This window comes from Streptomyces phaeolivaceus, assembly GCF_009184865.1.
Lineage (GTDB): Bacteria > Actinomycetota > Actinomycetes > Streptomycetales > Streptomycetaceae > Streptomyces > Streptomyces phaeolivaceus.
On record NZ_CP045096.1, the window covers coordinates 3626919 to 3646128 of the forward strand.

Genomic DNA, 19210 nt, shown 5'->3' on the forward strand with positions numbered 1-19210 from the left:
CGCCCACCCGTGCCGCTCCATCCCGGCGGCGGAGCGAAACCCCCTCTGGCATATGCCGAGCGGGCAAGATACCCCACTTGCTCACCTGCCGTACCAGTTTTCGGTAACCGCTCGGGGTCGGGTGGTCGCGGGCGGTAGATCTAGAGGCATGAGCGCTGAAGTGGGGACGGGCAGGTACCCGCGGGACGGGGTCGATGTCGCGGGCGTCACGGTCGACGGGGCGGCTTGGCTGGCCTCGGCAGGAACGTATCCGCGCAGCACGCTGACGCTGTGGGAAGAGCGGCCGGCCGCGCCGGTGGTGCTGCCCTGCGGCACCGTCTTCGACGTGGTCAGCGTGCCGGCGATCTTCGGGCGCCGCATGCTCGACCGGCTGTGGGACGGCGGCCCCGGCTCGGGACCGGTCGCCGTCTACCGCGGACGCATGCTGCTGTTCGCCTCCCCCGGCACCGCCCATCGGCTGCCCTCCCTCCTGGAGTGGGAGGAGTGGGGCTCCCCCGGCCGCACCGGCGCCGTCCCGCCGCTCCTGTGCCACGGCATCGGCGACGCGGTCACCGTCCCGGCCGTCCTCACCCCCGACGGCCCCGACGCCCCCGGCGGCCCCGGTGTCACCCGGCTCGGATCCCGCTGGCTGGTCGCCCCGGACACCCTGCGACCTTGGCTTCCGGGGCCCGAGGTACTGCTCTGGGCGGCCGTCCGGGCGGCCCGGTCGAGTGCCTCCGCGACCGTGCGGGTATCGATTTTTCCTCCCGCCGATCAGGGTGCTAAGGTCTACGACGTCAGCAGGCGCCGCTAGCTCAGTTGGTTAGAGCAGCTGACTCTTAATCAGCGGGTCCGGGGTTCGAGTCCCTGGCGGCGCACGACACGAAGGAAGCCCCTCGCACACGCGAGGGGCTTCCTTCGTTCCCTCACTCGCTCATCGCCCCCTCGTGATCCGCACCGTCCACGCCCCGGTGGCCGTACGCCCCTCCACCGCCACCCGCACACCCTCCCCCGGCACCGTGAAGCTCTCCCCCACCGCCACCGGCGCGTCCGCGAGCGGCGGGTACACGGACTCCTCCCAGCAGGCCTCGGTACGCGGATGGGCGTCGAGGACCTCGATGGGGCCGCCGCCGGACTCGGCGCCGCCGCGGATGCGGTAGACGAGGACGCCCTGCGTACAGACGGACCCGTCGTTGCCGACCGCGCCCCGCGCCTCGATCGCGAGGGCGCTGTCGGGCCCGGTACGGACGACCGCCAGCTTCGTCCCCCGGCCGACACCGAAGCCCCGCACCCCGTGTCCGGCCACGGCCCCGCCGGCACCCTCGCCCTCGGGACCGGCACCGGCGTACCCGACGGCCTCCCCCTCGTACGCCCCCTTCGGCCCCGCCCCCACCGCCTCCAGCGTCAACCGCGTGGTCCCCGTCCCCCGTACGCATGTCACCTGGCGCGGTTCCAGCCAGCCGAGCTTCCACTTGTGCCAGGCGAACAGGTCGGGGGCCAGGGCGAACTGGCTGCCCATGAGGTCCCAGTCGCCGACATGGGTGTCCCAGTCGCCCTTGCCGTCGGCGGGGCGGTGGTAGAGGTCGGGGAGGTCGAAGACATGGCCCGTCTCATGGGCGAGGACCAGGCGGTCCGGCGGATGCCGCTCGAACACGGTGACGACCCGGCGAAGGCCCGCCCCGTCGACCTCCAGCGGGGATTCGAGGTTGACCACCTTCGTCGCGTCCGAGTCGACACCGGGCGCGTGCGGGTCGGCGACGAAGTACACGATGTCGTAGCGGGAGAAGTCGACATGCGGATCGGCCGTGGCCAGCGCGTCCCTGAGGTAGGCCGCCCGATGCGTCGCGCTCCAGTCGCGTCGTATGGCGTACGCCGTCGAGGGCTGCGGCATCTCCAGCCACTCACGGCGCGGATGGGGGCGGAGCGCGAACTTGCCGTACGAGGCGCGTTCGAAGAACTCACTGGTGGCCGGAAAGTGATCCGCGGTCAGCTCGGCCGGTGTGGTGAGAGGGGCCGCGTCCGGGAATGACAAGAATACGAGTACGGCGTCGAGGTCGCGGGTGGGGCGTGGATACGCGGAATTCCAGGTGTCGAGGCCCTCCGAGTGATGAGCCTGGGTGCGCCGCAGGGTGCACGGCTCCGACAGCGGTACGGCGGAGGGAGCCGCGATCAGGGAGGTCGCGGCCAGTGCGGTGAGGGAGGTGAGCATGGCCGCTGTACTGCGCAGAGTGGGCGCCCGGTCGCCGAGGAGTTCCTTCCAGGGGAGCGGACGCTGCACGGAGACCTCCGGATGCGGATCTTGGGGACACCGCGTCCAGATTTTCGGAGTTTGCAGTACTACGCCCTGTTTGCCTGCACCAGAAGGGTGAGGAGCGGGCGAGGGGGCGGCGGGTCGACGCCCGGTTGCCGACACCCCGGGCACTCACGGAACGTCACAAGTGGTCGACGGAGCGGGGAAGCCGTTCAGCTCGGGGCAGAAACGATCTGTCAGATCAGGTCGTTGTTCAGGGAGACTGGAGAGTGGCTGGAAGGCCCTGGGGTCAGCCTCTATGATCGGCACACTTTCCTGCACGGACACGGCTCGAGCGCCCTTACGTACCTGGTTCGGCCGCTCCGACGAGACAAACGAGATCCATCGAAAACGAGTGCACTGCGGGAGCGAACGGTGAGCGGAACGTCCCAAGGGCCGGCGCCCGCGGCAGACCTCGTCCGGCCGGCGATTACAGAACGTAACGTCCATGCGTCAGTTCCGTCGTCGAGTCCGGCGTCGGGGCCAGCCGCCTTCTCCGTCGCGCCGCTCGCCATGGCCGTCGTCGACCGGGACGGGCTGGTCGTCACGGCGAACGGGGCGATGGGGTCCCTGCTCGGCACGGGCGGGGAGCCGCTCGTCGGGCGGGTCGCCGCCGATCTGGTGGGCCTCGCCTCGGACACCCGTACCTGGCACGCGTACCGCGAGGTGCTGCGCGGCCGGCAGGCCCGGCTGCGCTGTACGCGCCGACTCAAACAGCCCGACGGGACCTGGTTGTGGGTACAGGTGTCGGTGGCTCCGCTGCCCGAGGAGGAGCGGGCGGTCCTGTTGTCGGTCACCGACATCAGCGCCAACCGTCAGCTTCAGGCCAGGCTCCGCCATCTCCAGATGCACGACCCGGTGACCAGGCTCCCCAACCGCACCCTCTTCTTCGAACAGCTCTCCGCCGCCCTCGAACGGGAGGCGTACGACGAGGCCGGCACCGGCCGGATCGGCCTGGTCTATCTGGACCTGGACGGCTTCAAGGCGGTCAACGACACCCTCGGCCATCGCGTCGGCGACCGCCTCCTGACGGCCGTCGCCGAGCGGCTCACCCGGTGCGCCGACGAGGCCGCGCTGCTCCGCACCGCCGGCACGGCGGCCGGGGCGCCGCTGGTGGCAAGACTGGGTGGTGACGAGTTCGCGCTGCTCGTGGAGGACTCCACCGGCACCGAGCAGCTCGCCGATCTGGCCGACTCGGTCCTCAAGGCGCTGCAGGCGCCCTTCGATCTGGCCGGGCAGCGGCTGTCCGTCTCCGCCTCCATCGGGGTCGTCGAACGGCAGTCGGCGAGTACGACGGCGACGGGGCTGATGCAGGCCGCCGACACCACGCTGTACTGGGCGAAGGCCGACGGCAAGGCCCGCTGGACGCTGTTCGACCCGGAGCGCAACGCCCACCGGATGACCCGTCAGGCCCTGTCGTCCACGCTGCGGGCGGCCGTCGGGCGGGGCGAGTTCGTCCTTGAGTACCAGCCGCTGGTGGGTATGGCGCAGGGCGAGGTGCGCGGGGTCGAGGCGCTGGTGCGCTGGCATCACCCGACGTTCGGTCTGTTGACGCCGAATCGGTTCATCTCACTGGCGGAGGAGGACGGTTCGATCGTCCAGCTCGGACGGTGGATTCTGGCCACCGCCTGCCGGCAGGCCCGGCGCTGGCAGATCGACCACCCCGAGCGGGCGCCGATCTTCGTCAGTGTGAACGTCGCCGTCCGTCAGGTCTGGGACTCCGACCTGGTCGCCGATGTCGCCGAGATCCTCGCGGAGACCGGTCTCGCCCCGCATCTGCTGCAACTGGAACTCACCGAGTCCGCGCTGATGGGCTCCGCAGGCCGCCCCCTCCAGGCCCTCAAGGCCCTGAGCGACATGGGCGTCCGTATCGCCATCGACGACTTCGGCACCGGCTACTCCAACCTCGCGTACCTCAGCCGGCTGCCGGTGTCGGTGCTGAAGCTGGACGGGGCGTTCGTCCGGGGGTTCCAGTACGAGGGCGGGGAGGAGAACGGGGGTCCCGGCGGAGCCGGGGCCGCCGATGTCGGGGACGCCGGGCAGCCCAACCCCGCCGACGAGATCATCGTCGAGGCACTCGTCCAACTCGCCCACCGGCTGGGGCTGTCCGTCACGGCCGAGGGCGTGGAGACCGACGCCCAGGCCTCCCGGCTCCGCCGGCTCGGCTGCGACACCGGGCAGGGGTGGCTGTACTCCCGCGCGGTGTCACCGGAACGGATCGCGGAGCTGCTGGGGGCCGCGGCCTGCCCTCAGGCCTGAGGGTCGACCTCGGTGTCGGTACGAGGGATGCGCGGCAAGTCGTAGGCGTCCGCGATCAGTTCGTACGAGCGCAGGCGGATGTCGGGGCTGTGGGCGTGGGTGGTGAGCATCAACTCGTCGGCGCCCGTGCGCTTCTGGAGGTCGTCGAGGCGGACGCGGACCTCGTCGACCGTGCCGTGGACGACGTCCGCGTTCCAGGAGTCGATGAAGTCCTGCTCGACCACGCTGAATTCGTACGCCTCCGCCTCCTGAGGCGTCGGGACGAGACCGGGGCGGCCGGTGCGCAGCCGGACCATGTTGAGCGCGGCGGCCCTGACCTGGCGGCGGGCCTCCTTCTCCTCGTCGGCGGCGAGGGCGGAGACACCGATCAGCGCGTACGGGGCGTCCAGGACCGGCGAGGCGCGGAACGACTCGCGGTAGAGGTCGAGCGCCGGAATCGTGTTGCGCGCGGAGAAGTGGTGGGCGAAGGCGAAGGGGAGGCCGAGGGAACCGGCCAGCCGGGCGCTGAAGCCGGAGGAGCCGAGCAGCCAGATCGGGGGGCGGTGCGGGGACTGCACACCGCCGGGTGAGGTGCTCTGGATCGGGCCCGGGACCGCGTGGACACGGCCGTAGGGGTGGCCGTAGGGGAAGTCGTCGTCCAGGAAGCGGGTCAGCTCCGCGAGTTGCTCGGGGAAGTCGTCGGCGCCCTCGTGGGTGGAGGTCCCCCCGCTGGAGCGCAGCCGAGCGTGGGGGAGGGCGCCGCGGCGGAGGGCGGCGGCGGTGGCGCCGTCCGTGCCGGGGGCGCGGCCGAGGCCGAGGTCCACGCGGCCGGGGGCCATGGCTTCGAGGGTGCCGAACTGCTCCGCGATGACCAGGGGGGCGTGGTTGGGGAGCATCACGCCGCCCGAGCCGAGGCGGATGCGGGTGGTGTGGGCGGCGAGGTGGGCGAGGATCACGGCCGGGGAGGACGAGGCGACGCCGGGCATGGAGTGGTGTTCGGCGACCCAGTAGCGGTGGTAGCCGCGGGCCTCCGCCTGGCGGGCGAGGGTGACGCTGGTGCGGAGGGCGTCCGTGGCGGTGCGGCCCGCGCCCACGGTGACCAGGTCGAGGACGGAGAGGGGGACCGGGGCGGTGCCCTTGGTTTCGCCTCGTATCTCGGCTGGGGTCACGGTGGGGCCTCCTGGGGGTGCGGTGGATATGGGGTACGTAACAGGAGGGTGGCTCCGGTTATTCCCGCCCCCGCCGCCCCTACCCGCCCCTACCCGTCCCGGGTGCGTTGTCGGGTGCGGGCTCGTGGGGGTTCTCGCGCGGTTCCCCGCGCCCCTGAAAGACGGGCCTGCGGCCCTCCTCCAGGGGCGCGGGGCGGCTCAGGCCTGTACCAGCGGCTCTCGGGTGAACAGTTTGCCCAGGCGTGGTGCGTTGACCCTCCTGTCCGCCAGCCTCAGGGCCTCCCAGACCGTGACCTGGTTGGCGGTGAGGACCGGTTTGCCGAGTTCCTTCTCCAGGGTGGGGATGTGGGAGGCGGTGTGCAGGGCCGTGTCGGGGAGGAGGAGGGCGTCCGCGTCCGGGTGGTCGGCCGCGCGGGCGAGGGTGAGGACGTCGTCCAGGGTCCAGGTGCCCACCTCCGCCGCCGTGACGATGCCCGCGCCCCGCACGGAGAGGACCTCGATGCCCGCCGCCGCCAGGAAGTCGACGAAGAGGCGGGCCACGTCGTCGGGGTAGGTGGCGGCGACGGCGACCTTGGTGGCGCCCAGTTCCCCGGCCGCGTGGGCGAAGGCGAAGGACGTGGAGGAGGCGGGGAGGCCGGCCGCGCGGGCGAGGGCGCGGATCTGGTCGTGGGCGCCCTCGTAGCCGTACACGAAGCTGCCGCTGGTGCAGGCCCAGACGACGGCCTCGGCGCCGGACATGCGCAGGGCCTCGCAGCCCACGGCGAGGCGTTCGGGGGCGCCCATCTCGCGCAGGGCGTCCACGCGGTGGGCGTCCTCGCCGATGTCGGTGTGCACCACGTCCACCCGGATGTCGCTGCCGAGCAGTTGCTCCATGCGCGGATAGTCGTCCTCGGCGGAGTGGCCCGGGTAGAGGAAACCGAGTGCGGTCATGCCCAACCTTCCTGTTCTTCCGGCAGTACGGGCGGCGGCGGTACAGGCCCTCGGCCAAACGTCTGTTTGGCCGACTCGTCGATCAGAGCCTGGTACGGGCCCACCGCCCGAGTACCCAGATGACGCAGTGCCGCCCATATCGTCACCTGGTTGGCCGAGAGAACCGGCATCCGCAGTTCCGCCTCCAGCTGGGGGATGACGTCGTACGTGGGGAGGTTGGTGCAGGAGATGAAGAGGGCGTCCGGGGGCGAGTCACGGACCGCGCGGTGCGCCATGGCGACCACGTCGTGGTACGGGACCTTCCAGATGTGCCGGACCAGGCCGAGCGAGGCGCGGCCGGTGACCAGGACGCCCGCCTCGGCGAGGTACTCCTCCAGGGACTGGGTGACCGAGACGGTGTACGGGGTGACCAGGGCGATGCGGCGCGCGTTCACCTCGGCCAGCGCGGCGAGCATCGCGCCGGAGGTCGTGACCGCGTGCGCGGCGCCCGCGCGGGTCAGCGCCTCGCCCATCGCGCGCTCCCCCGCGACCCCACCGACGAAGCTGCCGCTGGTGCAGGCGTAGGCGACGACCTCGGGCGCGACCTCGTTCAGGGCCCGGACCGCCTCGTGCAGCGTCTCGTGCTCGGAGACCAGCCGGGCCAGGTCGAGGCTGACCTCGACGGGCACGTACGGGGTCCGGGTGAGGTGCAGGGAGACGTCGTCCGGGACCCAGCGCCACAGTTCGCGGTCGAGGGCGAAGTCGAACGGGGCGATGACACCGACGCCGCGCTGCGGACGGGGTCCACCGAGGAAGGAGACGCTCATGACAGCCACCGGCCTCACGGAGAGAGATGTGCGGACGACAGACCGTGCGCAAGTCCGTGTTGACGAAGGTAGGTTCGGGTGCGAGCGTGGTCAATCAGTGCATGTCACACGCATCTCCTGTGCCCACGCCTCGCCCCGAGGACCTCGCCCATGACTTCGACGCACCGTCCACGCCTCCTCGTCCTCGACACCGAACCGCGCCCCCGGCTCGGGCGGCTCACCGGGCGGGCGACGGTCGAGTACACCGACGACTCGACGCTGGCCGAGCGGCTGCCGTCCGCCGATGTGCTGCTGGTGTGGGACTTCGCCTCGCACGCCGTGCGCAAGGCCTGGCCGGTCGGCGGGCCCCGGCCGCGCTGGGTGCACACGGCGAGCGCGGGCGTCGACCATCTCCTCGGCCCCGAACTCGCCGCCGACGACGACACGGTGGTGACGAACGCGCGCGGTGTCTTCGAAGCGCCGATCGCCGAGTACGTCGCCGCGCTGATCCTCGCCATGGCCAAGGATCTGCCACGCGGCTGGGAGTTGCAGGGGCGGCGGGAGTGGCGGCACCGGGAGGGGCTGCGGGTGGCTGGCGGCCGGGCCTGCGTGGTCGGCTCCGGACCGATCGGGCGGGCGATCGCGCGCCAGCTGAAGGCGCTCGGCCTCCATACGGCCCTGGTCGGGCGGACCGCGCGGGCCGGGGTCCACGGTCCGGAGGAGCTCGACCGGCTGCTGGCGCGCGCCGACTGGGTGATCGCGGCGGCGCCGCTGACGGAGGCGACGTACGGCATGTTCGACGCCCGGCGGTTCGGGGTCATGCAGCCGTCCGCGCGGTTCGTCAACGTGGGGCGTGGGCAGCTCGTGGTGGAGGACGCGCTCGTCGAGGCGCTGCGGAAGCGGTGGATCGCGGGGGCGGCGCTGGATGTCTTCGAGCGCGAGCCGCTCGGGCCGGACGATCCGCTGTGGGAGGTGCCGGGGCTGATCGTCTCCCCGCACATGAGCGGGGACACGGTGGGGTGGCGGGACGAACTCGGTGCCCAGTTCGTGGAGTTGTTCGCACTGTGGGAGGCGGGCAAGCCCCTGCCCAACGTCGTCGACAAGCAGCGTGGGTACGTGCCCGGACACTGAACTCCCCTGGGAGGGGCCGCATGTCGGAACTGCCGGAGCTGCCGGAGCTGACCGCCGTACGACTGGTCGAGGGGTACCGCAAGGGCGAGTTCAGCCCGGTCGACGTGGCGCGGGCGGCGCTGGAACGGGCCGAGCGGACGCAGCCGGAGGTGAACGCGTTCGTGCGGATCGACGCCGAGGCGGCCCTCGGGCGGGCCCGGGAGTCGGAGGAGCGCTGGCGGCGCGGGGAGCCGGCCGGGGCGGTGGACGGGGTGCCGGTCACGGTGAAGGACATCCTGCTGATGCGGGGCGGGCCGACGTTGAAGGGCTCCAGGACGATCTCGCCGGTGGGGAGTTGGGAGGAGGACGCGCCGTCCGTGGCCCGGCTGCGGGAGCAGGGGGCCGTCTTCCTGGGGAAGACCACGACCCCCGAGTTCGGCTGGAAGGGCGTCACCGACTCACCGCTCAGCGGGGTGACACGCAATCCGTACGACCTCTCGCGTACGGCCGGGGGGTCCAGCGGGGGCGCGGCGGCGGCCGTCGCGCTCGGGGCGGGGCCGCTGGCGCTGGGCACGGACGGGGGTGGCAGCGTGCGGATCCCGGCGGCCTTCTGCGGGGTGTTCGGGCTGAAGCCGACGTACGGGAGGGTGCCGCTGTATCCCGCGAGCGCCTTCGGGACGCTGGCGCATGTGGGGCCGCTGACCCGGGACGCGGCGGACGCCGCGCTGATGCTGGACGTCATCTCCGGGCCGGACGCGCGGGACTGGTCGGGGCTCGGGCCGGCGCCCGGGTCCTTCGTGGACGCGCTCTCCGGCGGTGTGCGGGGGCTGCGGGTCGCGTACTCGGCCTCGCTGGGCGGGCAGGTCGCCGTCCAGCCGGGGGTCGCGAGCGCGGTGCGGCGGGCCGTGGAGGGGCTCGCCGGGCTCGGGGCGTACGTCAGCGAGGCCGACCCCGACTTCTGTGATCCCGTCGAGGCGTTCCACACGCTGTGGTTCGGCGGGGCGGCGCGGGTGACGCAGCGGCTCGGGGCGCGGCAACTGGATTCGCTGGACCCCGGGTTGCGGGAGATCCGGGGGGTGGGGGCTCGGTTGTCCGCGCTGGACTATCTCGCCGCGGTGGATGTGCGGATGGATCTCGGGCGGCGGATGGGGGCGTTCCATGAGCGGTACGACGTTCTTGTCACGCCCGCGCTGCCGGTGACGACGTTCGAGGCGGGGGTGGAGGTGCCTCGTGGCTCCGGGTACCGGCGGTGGACGGGGTGGACGCCGTTCACCTACCCCTTCAACCTCACGCAGCAGCCTGCGGCGAGTGTGCCCGTGGGGGTGGACGGGGGTGGGTTGCCGGTGGGGTTGCAGGTGGTGGCCGCTCGGCATCGGGACGATCTGGTGTTGCGGGTGGGGCATGCGTTGTTCGAGGCGGGGGTCGCGGGAGTGGCCTCGCCGCGGCTCCAGGGGGTGCGTTGTCGGGTGGCGGGCCCGGTGGGGCCTGGTCTTTTAGGGCAAGGCCGTGAAGTTATGGGCTGATCGTCGGCGTCAAGATGTTGATGCTGAGGGTGGCTGTGTAGGTGCGTCGGTCGATATTGAGGCTTTTGTAGGCGTATCGGGACAGGGGTCGTTTCACTGCGCGGGGGCTGATGCGGAGGCGGCGGGCGGGCATGAGGTGTTCCAGGACGGTTCGGCCGATCGTCCCGACGAGGTCGATCGTGGTGCCGGCGATGATGCCCGCGGCCTGGACGATCTGGTCGCGGGCGCATCGCAGGGCAACGCTGAAGCTGGCCCGGTCCGGGTCTGTTCCGGGTGTGGCCCCTGTGGCGTCGGCGATAGCGATCCGCAGGGCCTGGTAGGCGCTCAGCAGGGCGTAGACCTCCTGGGCGATGCCGGGCGGAGTGGTGGAGCGCAGGACCCGCCGGCCCAGCATCGTTTTCTTGATCGCGAAGTAGGCGGACTCCACTTGTCGGGTAGGTGCGGCGCATTGCTGCGCCGCACCCCCCTCAGAACCGGACGTGCGGCTTGTCACCGCATCCGGCTCAAGCAGGCCCTGAAGGCTCACGAGGCCCCCGGAGTCGCCGGGCCCCTGCCGCCGCGTCGACGGTGACAATGGGTGTGGATCATTTGGAATGCGACGTGATCGTCGGACTGGTCTCCGTCCGGGGTGACGGTGAGTGCATTGCTCCGCACCGCCATCCGGGTCACCCGCAGCCACTGCTCCCATTCCTGGGGGCTTTGCGGCTGCCGGTCGGCGTGCAGAAGGAGGTCCCCGCAGAGGGAACACCGTCCGTGCTGCGCCTGGAGCAGGCGTAGTCCGTACGGACTCAGCGGCGGTTTGTTCCTGTGGCGCCGGGAGGCCCAGTAGTCGGCCAGCGCGGGATCGTCCACAGACGCGCCCTTGGCGACCAGCTGATGTCTGACGATCTTCGTCCAGGAGAACTTGGTGAGATAGCGGCCGGAGGCCCGGTCGCCGAAGACCCACCGGTCCTGCCTGGAGCGGTTGAACCGGCCGAAGTACTGAGCGGCGACCCAGCCCCTCGACTTGTTCGGGTGGGTGTGCCTGGCCCACTTGTAGACCAGTTTCCACACGTGGTTGTCCAGCGCGGTGAAGATCTCGCTGGACACCACGCCCCGGTAGTAGGCAGCCCAGCCCCGGATGATGGGGTTGAGCTTGGCGATCACCGCCGTCGCGTTCTGGCCCCGAAGAGCCCGCACTTCGGCGGTGAGCCGTGCCCGGATCCGTCGCACGGCCGCCTTGCTCGGCTTGATCAGCAGCACGCCGTGGTAACGGCGGATGGTGAATCCCAGGAAGTCACAGCCCTCGTCGAGGTGCACGATGCGTGTCTTGTCCTCGTTGAAGGCAAGGCCCCTGGGCGCCAGCCACCCGGCAAGCCGTTCCTTGACCTGCTCGGCCTCGCCACGGCTGTGGCAGAGCGTCACAAGATCATCGGCGTACCTGACCAGACTCGGCGAGCCCTCTTTCAGCTCCCCGGCACCAACACCGGTGAGCTGGTAGCGGACTCCGGCGGCCGCTTCCATTCCGTGCAGGGCCACGTTCATCAGCACAGGAGAAATGATCCCGCCTTGCGGGACCCCTTCCTCGGTCGGGGACAGCCGCCCGCGATCGAGCACACCCGCCTTCATCCACTGCTTGACCAGTCCCCGGGCGGGGAAGTGGCCGAGAGCGGCCAGGAGGCGGTCATGGTCGATGCGGTCGAATGCCGCCGCCAGATCCGCGTCAAGGATCCACTGCCGTCTCGGGTTCTTGCCCTTGACGACGAGGAAGATCACTCCGATCGCGTCATGGCAGCCACGGCCGGGCCGAAATCCATAGGACCTCGGCTCGAACCGTGCCTCCCACTCGGGCTCCAGCGCGTTCACCGCCACGGCTTGAAGACACCGGTCAATGATCACGGGGATCCCGAGTCCGCGCTGACGGCCGCCTGCCTTCGGCACGAACACCCGCTTGACGGGCCGGGGCTTCCAGAGTGTCGCCCGATGCTGCATCCAGTCGGCCAGCTCGGCCTTGCCCTGGGGCAGCAGGACGACCCTCCCGTCGACCCCGGCCGTCTTGCGGCCAGCGTTGATCTCCGTCACCCGCCGCACGCTCAGCAGCGTGTTGGAGCGGGAACGGAGCATCAGTTTCTGGAGATTGCGGACCTTCTTGAGGTCCCCTGCCTGTGATGCCGTGAAGATCCTCTGCCTCAGCCGCCGTACTTCCTCCTCCGCCTTGTGCCAGTCGATCGACTGCCAGTCGGTGGGGCCGCCCTCCGGTCCGTTCACCGCGCCGCTGTCGCCCAGGACGGCATGCGCCCGGGAGGTTCCAGTCGTCATGGCGTCCAACTTGTCCTTCGGTTCCGGTGCTGATGATCATCGGTTCTCCACAGGCCCACCTGACCCACGTCAGCACCCTTTCGGGTCCGGGCAGAGCGCCCGTATCCGGCCGGTTATCCAGGGCGACCAACGGAGGCGCTGGCCATGTGCTCCGGTTTCCCGCTGCCTTTCGGCCACCGGCATTGGCTTCTTGGGTCATCCTGTTCCCGCTGGGGAGTTGAGCCTTCCTTACGGTCGGCTGACCGGCGTCTTCCGGCGCCGGACCCCAACGGGGTTTCCACGTTCCACACGAGTGAGATACGACCGGGGTGGGTGCCCCCTAAACTCCGGGACGGCGGTGCTCTCCCGGCTGACGATGGGTGTTCAGCCGGCGCCTGCCGCTTCTCAGCGGCCAGTCCTGCACCCCGCTGGACCATCCCATCGGCGGGGCCCAACGATCACGAAGCATCATCAGGGGTTCACTCGCGTTCACCCGTCCGGTCTTCCCCTTGCCGGTAACTCCCGGATGGAACGGGAGTCCTTGGGCGTCTCCTCCGGGCTTCACACCCCGCCGTTACCAGCGGCGCATGCCGGAGTGGGGACGGGCCCTGAGCACTGGCCCGGAACTATCCTGTCGACAACAACTGCCGCCCTCCTTCAGGTAGTTCACTCATACTCGTGCGACTTCGTGTCGCACCCCACCGCTCGTGATACAGACTGACCAGGTCGGATGCCGGGTAGCGGTGGTGGTCCAGGAGGTTGGTGGCCAGCCGGTAGAGCCCGGTGCGGCGGCCCTGGCTGGTGGTGACGGTGATCTCGCATTCGATGATGCGGACCTCGAGGGCGCCGAAGCGGGAGAGGTGGGAGCCGTCGCCGAAGCGGGCCAGGACGGGAGGTTTGCGGGTGGCAGTGATGCGTGCGAGGAAGGAGGCTTCGGTGGCGGCGACGGCTGTCAGGAACGCGTTGCCCGAAAAGCCCCGGTCCAGCAGGACGATCATTCCGGCGTGCAGGGAGCGCATGAGCCGCCTGCCGTGTCCGGTCTCTCCCTGGGAGCGCGGTCCGAAGGCGGCATCCAGGATCGCCCGGGTGCCACAGGCCACCAGCGCGGTCAGGCAGATCTGCGGGTAGCCGGCAGTTCCGAACCGGTTGGACCCCTTGCCCAGACGGGCCCGGTGCGGCGGGCTGTCGGGAACGTCGAGGTAGGTGCCGTCGATCGCAACGGCCAGCAGGCCCTTGAAGCGGGCGCCGCGGGTGCGGATCACCGTGGCCGGCCCGCGCAGCAGATCGAACAGGGCCCGCATGGGCCGCACGCCCAGACGCCTGCGGGCGTCCCAGAGCCCCGCGCCGGTGATCTTCACGACCGGTATCGTCTCCAGCGCGGCGGTGAGCCTGCGCCAGACGGCCAGGTAGCCGCAGTCCTCGAACAGGGCCGCGGCCAGCAGCAGGTAGACCACCACCCGGGCGGGAATCTTCCGCAGCCGTTGCTGGACAGCACCGGTCTCGGCAAGGACCGCATCGACCATCTCGAACGGGATGATCCGGGTGAGTTCCCCCAGATGCCCCGGGGCGAACACGCCCTTGGCTACCGTGATTTCCCGCGTGATGACACACTGATCGGACAGCGGAGCCTCCGGTCCTGTGAACGGCTGTCTTGGTCGACTGCCAGTTCTACCGGGGCTCCGCTTCCCACGTTCCAAGAAGCCATAGAACCAGAGCGCACTTGCCAACGCTCCCAAAGCCCTAACTTCACGGCCTTGCTTTTAGGGGCGCGGGGAACTGCGCGAGAAGCCCCACCGGGCCCGCAGACGCCAACGCACCCGAACCCCCCACCCCAGAAGGCGTCCAAGCCCCCTCACGCTCGGGTGAAACTCAACGTCTCCCCCAGCGCACCCGCCCGCCAGAGGCTGTTGCACGCGGCGGCCATCTCCTCCAACCCCGACACCACCTGGCCCCAGACGATCCCGGGGACCCAGCCCACGTCCCCGTTCAGCAGCAGGTTGTTGCGTTCGTAGAAGAGGGCCAGGTCGACGAGGGTGGTGCCGGGGCGGGCGACGCGGTCGTAGCCGTAGGCGCTCGTGGCCAGCTCCGTGCCGGCGAAGGAGAAGTAGCAGAGGTCGCCGGGGACGGGAGTGACCGTGGGGTTCTCCAGGGGCGGCTCGTGCGCGGCGAAGGGCGGGAAGAGGGCGTAGATCTCGTTGCGGGCGTACTTGGCGTGGTAGACGTCGCCGGACAGGGGCAGCGCGTCCCAGACGGCGGCGCAGGTGAGGGGTGCGCGGTCGTCGAGCAGCCGGGCCGTGCAGCGGACCCCGCGTCGGTCGAGCGCGACCTCGATGTGCCGTTCCGCCGCCATTGGCGCCTCCTCGCATCGTCACGTCCGTCGCGCGCTCCTCCGCACGCGCCTGCCCCGTCGCCCCGGCTTCAATCACCCCGTTCGCCGTGGACATCCGCACGTGAAGGACCCGAAAAGAACCGGCATACCCGTTGACACCCCGGGTAGCCGCGCGGCCATGGCTCGATTGCACGGAAACGACAGGAAAAGCCGACGCCCAAGCAGACCCGGCATCCCCCGCCGCACCCTGCTCACCGGCACCGCCGCCCTGGTGGGCACGGGTGCGGTGATCGGTGCGAGCAGCGGCTGCAGCCGGGTGGCGACCGCGGACACCGGCGACGGTGGACAGCTGTTGCGGCAGCTGCGGGCGAAGGGCACCGTACGGCTGGGCATCGCGGGTGAGCAGCCGTACGGCTACATAGGCAAGGACGGTGAGGTCACCGGTTCCGCCCCGGCGATCGCGACGCGGATCTTCCGCAGGCTCGGTGTCGATCACGTCGAACCGTTCCCGACCGAGTTCGGTTCGCTGATCTTCGGGCTGGACTCGCTGCAGTTCGACGTGGTCGCGGCCGGGATGTACATCAACCCGGAGCGCTGTGAGCAGGTGCTCTTCGCGGACCCCGAGTACCGGATGAAGGACGCCTTCATCGTGCCCAGGGGGAACCCGAGGAAGCTGCGCACCTACGCGGACATCGCCCGGACCGGGGCCCGTATGGCGACCGGTATCGGCTACGCGGAGATCGACTACGCCGAGGCGGCCGGGGTGAAGAAGATCGACACCCTGCCCGACCAGCTGGCCGGTCTCCTCGCCGTCGAACAGGGCCGGGTCGATGTCTTCGCGGGCACCGCCGTCACCGTACGGAACGTGGTCGAGCAGACCGGGAGCACGAAGGCGGAGGCGACCGACGAGGTCACCCCGATCGTGGACGGCAAGCCGGTCGTCGACGTCGGCGGGTTCGCGTTCCGGATGCCCGAGCGGAATCTGCGGGACGCCTTCAACCGCGAGCTGCACAAGATGAAGCGGAGCGGCGAACTGCTGGAGGTCATGCGGCCCTTCGGGTTCACGAAGGACCAGATGACCGACATCCGGGCAGAGGAGAAGTGCCGCCCATGACCGCGATCGACGACAGGCCCCTCGTCACCGCCGCCGGGTTCCTCGACGGCTTCGGCTTCGGCTCGGGGCTGTGGGAGCTGCTGCTGCGCGGTGTGTGGATCACCGTCCAGCTGACCGTGTACGGCGCCGCGCTCGGCGCGGCCGTCGCCCTCGCCGTGGGGCTCGCCCGTGAACACCGGCTGTGGATCGTACGGTTCGTGGCGGGCGCCTACTTCGAGATCTTCCGCGGCACCTCCGCCCTGGTCCTGATGATCTGGGTGTTCTTCGTGGTGCCGCTGACCTTCGGCTGGCAGCTCGTGCCGATGTGGGCCGCCGTGCTCACCCTGGGCTGCACCTACGGCGCGTACGGCTCGGAGATCGTGCGCGGCGCGGTGGCCGCGGTACCGGCGGCGCAGCGCGAGGCGGGGGTGGCGCTGAGCTTCACGCCCGCCCAGCGGATGCGGAAGATCGTGCTGCCGCAGGCCTGGCCGGAGATGGTGCCGCCATTCTGCAATCTGCTCATCGAGCTGCTGAAGGGCACCGCCCTGGTGTCCGTGCTCGGTGTCGCCGACACGACGTTCGCGGCCCAGCTGGTGCGCAACGCCACCGGGCAGAGCGCGCCCGTCTACACGGTGATCCTGGTCATGTACTTCGTCCTCGCCTTCGCCGTCACCCGGGTGATGCGGCAGGTCGAGCGGCGGGCCAAGGCCGGTGTCGGCCGGGCCCCCGCGAAGGGCGTCCCCGGGCCGCGCGAGGCCGTCTCCGGGCGGCCCCAGGACCTCGCCAAAGCGGGTGCCGGAACGAGTGCCGGAGCGGGCTCCGGAGCCCGAGGAGCCGCCAGGACGTCCCACCCCGGAGGTGCCTCGTGAAGTGGAACTGGTCCACACTGGGCGACTTCATGCCGGCCTTCTGGGACGGTGTGCTGGTCACCCTGCAAGCCCTGCTCTGGGGTTCGCTGCTCGCGTTCTCGCTCGGCCTGGTCTGGGCCCTCGCCCAGCGTTCGAAGCTGAAGGTCGTGCGCTGGCCGGTGAAGGCGGTCACGGAGTTCATCCGCAACACCCCGCTGCTGGTCCAGCTGTTCTTCCTCTTCTATGTGCTGCCCGAGTGGGGCCTGACGCTGTCCGCGCCGGCCACCGGCGTGCTCGGCCTCGGGCTGCACTACTCGACGTACACCGCCGAGGTGTACCGAGCCGGTATCGACGGGGTGCCCGCCGGCCAGTGGGAGGCGGCGACGGCGCTCAGCCTGCCGCGCACGCGCACCTGGACCGCGGTGATCCTGCCGCAGGCGCTGCGCCGGGTGGTGCCCGCGCTCGGCAACTACGTCATCGCGATGCTGAAGGACTCGCCGATGCTGATGACCATCGGTGTGCTGGAGATGCTCGGCGAGGCCCGCCAGTTCGGTTCCCAGACCTTCCAGATGAACGAGGCCATCGTGACCGTCGGCGTCGCCTTCATCGTCATCGCCTACCCCGCCTCCCTCCTCCTGCGAGCCCTGGAGCGTCGTCTTGTCCGCTGACACCACCGAACTGATCCGCTTCGAGAACGTGACCAAACGATTCGGCGGCAACACCGTCCTCGACGGGCTGGACTTCTCCGTCGCCGCCGGCAAGCACGTCACGCTGATCGGTCCGTCCGGCTCCGGCAAGACGACGATCCTGCGGCTGCTGATGACCCTGGCCAAGCCCGACGACGGGAAGATCACCGTCGGGGGACAGCGGCTGTTCCCGGCGAGCGACAAGCAGTGCCGTGAGGTCCGCAAGAACATCGGGATGGTGTTCCAGCAGTTCAACCTCTTCCCGAACATGAAGGTGCTGCGGAACATCACCGAGGCGCCCGTCACCGTCCTCGGGCTCTCCAAGGACGAGGCCGAGGCGCGCGCCCGCGAGCTGCTCGATCTGGTGGGGCTGGCCGACAAGTGCGACTCCTACCCGAGCCAGCTCTCCGGCGGGCAGCAGCAGCGGGTGGCCATCGCGCGGGCGCTGGCGATGCGCCCGCAGGTGCTGCTCCTCGACGAGGTGACGTCCGCGCTCGACCCCGAGCTGGTCGCGGGCGTCCTCGACCTGCTCAGGGACATCGCCCGCACCACCGACATCACGATGCTCTGTGTGACCCACGAGATGAACTTCGCCCGGGACATCTCGGACCAGGTTCTGATGTTCGATTCTGGCCAGGTGATCGAGTCGGGCAGCCCCGAGAAGATCTTCGGCGATCCGTCGCACGAACGTACGCGCGAGTTCCTCGGCGCGGTCAACTGATTACGCCCAGCGAACGAGCGAACGCGCGCAAACGCGTGGGAACGCGTGGGAACATCCGAGGTCCGCCCGCCGGGCCATGCCTCAGGCATATGCCAGAGTGCTGGTCCGGCAGCTGGGAGGCCCGAAGGCACCGGGATTTTCTCGCGAACAACCCCTCCACGTACGGCTCTTGGGCCGTATCGTGGGACACGGCAAGCTGTCCGAAAAACGGCCCGAGAAGCGCAGGGGGAAACCGTGGCGCTCAAGCACGAGCCGACCGCGCCGTACCACTCGGCCCAGGACGCCCTGCGCGTCCTGGAAACGGTGGCACGGCACGCAGGTGGCGTCACCGACGCCGAGATCGCCCTTCGCACCGGCGTCGACAGCGAGCGGTTGACCGCGCTCCTGCGGATGCTGCGTCGCGAGGGATATGTGGAGCAGACCACCGACGGCGCCTATGTCACCGGCGCCGCGCTCGCCCGGCTGGGCTCCGCCCAGGGTCATGACCAGGCCCTGCGCGAACAGCTCCAGCACACCCTGGACCGGCTGCGCGACTCACTGGGCGCCGCCGTCTACGTCACCCGTTACCTGGACGGCGAGATCCAGGTCACCGGCTGGGCCGACGGCCCGGCCACCCCCGCGGTCCACGAGTGGGTCGACTTCCGCTCCTCCGCCCACGCCACCGCCTTCGGCAAGGGCCTGCTGGGGCAGCTCGACCTCAACGGCCGCCGCGACCACCTCTCGCGCCACCGCCCGGCCCGGCTCACCGCCCGCACGATCACCAACGAGAAGGTGCTGCTCAGCAAGCTCGACGCCCAGACACCGACGGTCCCGGTCCTCGACCTCCAGGAGTACGCGCCGGGCACGGTCTGCGCGGCCGTCCCCCTCACCGCGGGCTCGTCCGTCGGCTGCCTCGCGCTGTCGCTCCCGCTGAAGCACGCCCACCGGTTGCGCGCGGCGGCGAACACCCTGAATCGAGGGGCCGCCCCGGTACTGCTCTCGTTGGCGATCTAGCGGCACAGCGGCATAGCGGCAGCCGAGATCCAGCTCACGTTTAACTGGTCGAAGGCACCCTGAGGGACCAGGTAGTATTTTCTCTGTCGCCAGCCGCCGAAGGCGGAGGGGCGACAGAGTCTGCGCCGCTAGCTCAGTTGGTTAGAGCAGCTGACTCTTAATCAGCGGGTCCGGGGTTCGAGTCCCTGGCGGCGCACAGAAGGAAGGCCCCTCGCTCCGGCGGGGGGCCTTTCGCGTGC

17 protein-coding genes and 2 tRNA genes are annotated in these 19210 nt (G+C 70.6%); 11 read left to right on the forward strand and 8 right to left on the reverse strand.

The features are described 5' to 3' along the window. The first annotated feature begins 148 nt into the window (after positions 1 to 148). Positions 149 to 793 carry a bifunctional DNA primase/polymerase gene (locus tag F9278_RS17015; RefSeq protein ID WP_152169120.1) on the forward strand — a complete coding sequence of 215 codons (645 nt, stop codon included), beginning with the start codon at positions 149 to 151 and terminating at the stop codon, positions 791 to 793. Then, a tRNA-Lys gene (locus F9278_RS17020) sits at positions 784 to 857 on the forward strand. The genes F9278_RS17015 and F9278_RS17020 overlap by 10 nt, the downstream gene beginning before the upstream one ends. 56 nt (positions 858 to 913) lie before the next feature. Here F9278_RS17020 and F9278_RS17025 read toward each other — a convergent pair. Beyond that, the gene (locus F9278_RS17025; RefSeq protein WP_152169121.1) at positions 914 to 2257 is read right to left on the reverse strand and encodes a M6 family metalloprotease domain-containing protein; all 1344 of its coding nucleotides are present in this window, start codon (positions 2255 to 2257) and stop codon (positions 914 to 916) included. Positions 2258 to 2644: 387 nt separating this feature from the next. Here F9278_RS17025 and F9278_RS17030 point away from each other — a divergent pair, with 387 nt between their 5' ends. After that, positions 2645 to 4528 (forward strand): putative bifunctional diguanylate cyclase/phosphodiesterase, encoded by a 1884-nt coding sequence (locus F9278_RS17030; protein ID WP_152169122.1) that lies wholly within the window; start codon positions 2645 to 2647, stop codon positions 4526 to 4528. On the opposite strand, the gene F9278_RS17035 is transcribed toward F9278_RS17030, so the two are convergent. The 3 genes from F9278_RS17035 to F9278_RS17045 form a co-directional block, all read right to left on the reverse strand. Further along, positions 4519 to 5676 (reverse strand): LLM class flavin-dependent oxidoreductase, encoded by a 1158-nt coding sequence (locus F9278_RS17035; protein WP_152169123.1) that lies wholly within the window; start codon positions 5674 to 5676, stop codon positions 4519 to 4521. The two genes, F9278_RS17030 and F9278_RS17035, sit on opposite strands and share 10 nt — an antisense overlap. A gap of 198 nt (positions 5677 to 5874) precedes the next feature. Further along, positions 5875 to 6606, reverse strand: a complete 732-nt coding sequence (locus F9278_RS17040) for a maleate cis-trans isomerase family protein (protein WP_152169124.1) — start codon at positions 6604 to 6606, stop codon at positions 5875 to 5877. Continuing rightward, a complete protein-coding gene (locus tag F9278_RS17045) occupies positions 6603 to 7412 on the reverse strand; it encodes a maleate cis-trans isomerase family protein (RefSeq protein WP_193241526.1) in 810 nt (269 codons plus the stop codon). The genes F9278_RS17040 and F9278_RS17045 overlap by 4 nt, the downstream gene beginning before the upstream one ends. A gap of 150 nt (positions 7413 to 7562) precedes the next feature. Here F9278_RS17045 and F9278_RS17050 point away from each other — a divergent pair, with 150 nt between their 5' ends. Further along, on the forward strand, positions 7563 to 8522 hold the full coding sequence (locus F9278_RS17050) for a D-2-hydroxyacid dehydrogenase (protein ID WP_152169126.1): 960 nt from the start codon (positions 7563 to 7565) through the stop codon (positions 8520 to 8522). A 29-nt stretch (positions 8523 to 8551) separates the two neighbouring features. Continuing rightward, complete coding sequence (locus tag F9278_RS17055) at positions 8552 to 10024, forward strand: amidase (protein WP_152173910.1); 1473 nt, start codon at positions 8552 to 8554, stop codon at positions 10022 to 10024. Here F9278_RS17055 and F9278_RS17060 read toward each other — a convergent pair. The 4 genes from F9278_RS17060 to F9278_RS17075 all read right to left on the reverse strand — a co-directional run bounded on the left by F9278_RS17060 (position 10014) and on the right by F9278_RS17075 (position 14651). After that, positions 10014 to 10451, reverse strand: a complete 438-nt coding sequence (locus F9278_RS17060) for a hypothetical protein (RefSeq protein ID WP_152169127.1) — start codon at positions 10449 to 10451, stop codon at positions 10014 to 10016. The genes F9278_RS17055 and F9278_RS17060 overlap by 11 nt on opposite strands. A gap of 95 nt (positions 10452 to 10546) precedes the next feature. Beyond that, positions 10547 to 12322, reverse strand: coding sequence for a group II intron reverse transcriptase/maturase (gene ltrA / locus F9278_RS17065; RefSeq protein ID WP_152169128.1), 1776 nt, complete (start codon positions 12320 to 12322; stop codon positions 10547 to 10549). A gap of 605 nt (positions 12323 to 12927) precedes the next feature. After that, a complete protein-coding gene (locus F9278_RS17070; RefSeq protein WP_152169129.1) occupies positions 12928 to 13875 on the reverse strand; it encodes an IS4 family transposase in 948 nt (315 codons plus the stop codon). Between the two features lie 278 nt (positions 13876 to 14153). Continuing rightward, the gene (locus F9278_RS17075; protein ID WP_152169130.1) at positions 14154 to 14651 is read right to left on the reverse strand and encodes a DUF3830 family protein; all 498 of its coding nucleotides are present in this window, start codon (positions 14649 to 14651) and stop codon (positions 14154 to 14156) included. A 157-nt stretch (positions 14652 to 14808) separates the two neighbouring features. On the opposite strand from F9278_RS17075, the gene ehuB reads away from it, so the two are divergent. From ehuB to F9278_RS17105, 6 genes are all read left to right on the forward strand, one after another. After that, entirely contained in the window at positions 14809 to 15744 is a 936-nt protein-coding gene (gene ehuB, locus F9278_RS17080; RefSeq protein WP_152169131.1) for an ectoine/hydroxyectoine ABC transporter substrate-binding protein EhuB, read from the forward strand. Continuing rightward, a complete protein-coding gene (gene ehuC / locus F9278_RS17085; protein ID WP_152169132.1) occupies positions 15741 to 16592 on the forward strand; it encodes an ectoine/hydroxyectoine ABC transporter permease subunit EhuC in 852 nt (283 codons plus the stop codon). The genes ehuB and ehuC overlap by 4 nt, the downstream gene beginning before the upstream one ends. Next, positions 16589 to 17239: an ectoine/hydroxyectoine ABC transporter permease subunit EhuD gene (ehuD, locus tag F9278_RS17090; RefSeq protein ID WP_152169133.1), complete on the forward strand. Its 651-nt coding sequence runs from the start codon at positions 16589 to 16591 to the stop codon at positions 17237 to 17239. Before ehuC ends, ehuD begins: the two co-directional genes overlap by 4 nt. After that, the gene (gene ehuA, locus F9278_RS17095) at positions 17229 to 17978 is read left to right on the forward strand and encodes an ectoine/hydroxyectoine ABC transporter ATP-binding protein EhuA (protein ID WP_152169134.1); all 750 of its coding nucleotides are present in this window, start codon (positions 17229 to 17231) and stop codon (positions 17976 to 17978) included. Before ehuD ends, ehuA begins: the two co-directional genes overlap by 11 nt. Before the next feature lie 234 nt (positions 17979 to 18212). Next, positions 18213 to 18971, forward strand: a complete 759-nt coding sequence (locus tag F9278_RS17100; protein WP_152169135.1) for an IclR family transcriptional regulator — start codon at positions 18213 to 18215, stop codon at positions 18969 to 18971. 122 nt (positions 18972 to 19093) lie between these two features. Next, positions 19094 to 19167: transfer RNA gene (locus tag F9278_RS17105), tRNA-Lys, on the forward strand. Positions 19168 to 19210: the final 43 nt, after the last annotated feature.

What these genes read in the sequence shown, in the direction of transcription:
- F9278_RS17015 (WP_152169120.1), top strand. Translation starts at nt 149, where the DNA reads ATGAGCGCTGAAGTGGGGACGGGCAGGTACCCGCGGGACGGGGTCGAT.
- F9278_RS17040 (WP_152169124.1), bottom strand. Translation starts at nt 6,606, where the DNA reads ATGACCGCACTCGGTTTCCTCTACCCGGGCCACTCCGCCGAGGACGAC.
- F9278_RS17045 (WP_193241526.1), bottom strand. Translation starts at nt 7,412, where the DNA reads ATGAGCGTCTCCTTCCTCGGTGGACCCCGTCCGCAGCGCGGCGTCGGT.
- F9278_RS17050 (WP_152169126.1), top strand. Translation starts at nt 7,563, where the DNA reads ATGACTTCGACGCACCGTCCACGCCTCCTCGTCCTCGACACCGAACCG.
- ltrA (WP_152169128.1), bottom strand. Translation starts at nt 12,322, where the DNA reads ATGACGACTGGAACCTCCCGGGCGCATGCCGTCCTGGGCGACAGCGGC.
- F9278_RS17075 (WP_152169130.1), bottom strand. Translation starts at nt 14,651, where the DNA reads ATGGCGGCGGAACGGCACATCGAGGTCGCGCTCGACCGACGCGGGGTC.
- ehuB (WP_152169131.1), top strand. Translation starts at nt 14,809, where the DNA reads ATGGCTCGATTGCACGGAAACGACAGGAAAAGCCGACGCCCAAGCAGA.
- ehuC (WP_152169132.1), top strand. Translation starts at nt 15,741, where the DNA reads ATGACCGCGATCGACGACAGGCCCCTCGTCACCGCCGCCGGGTTCCTC.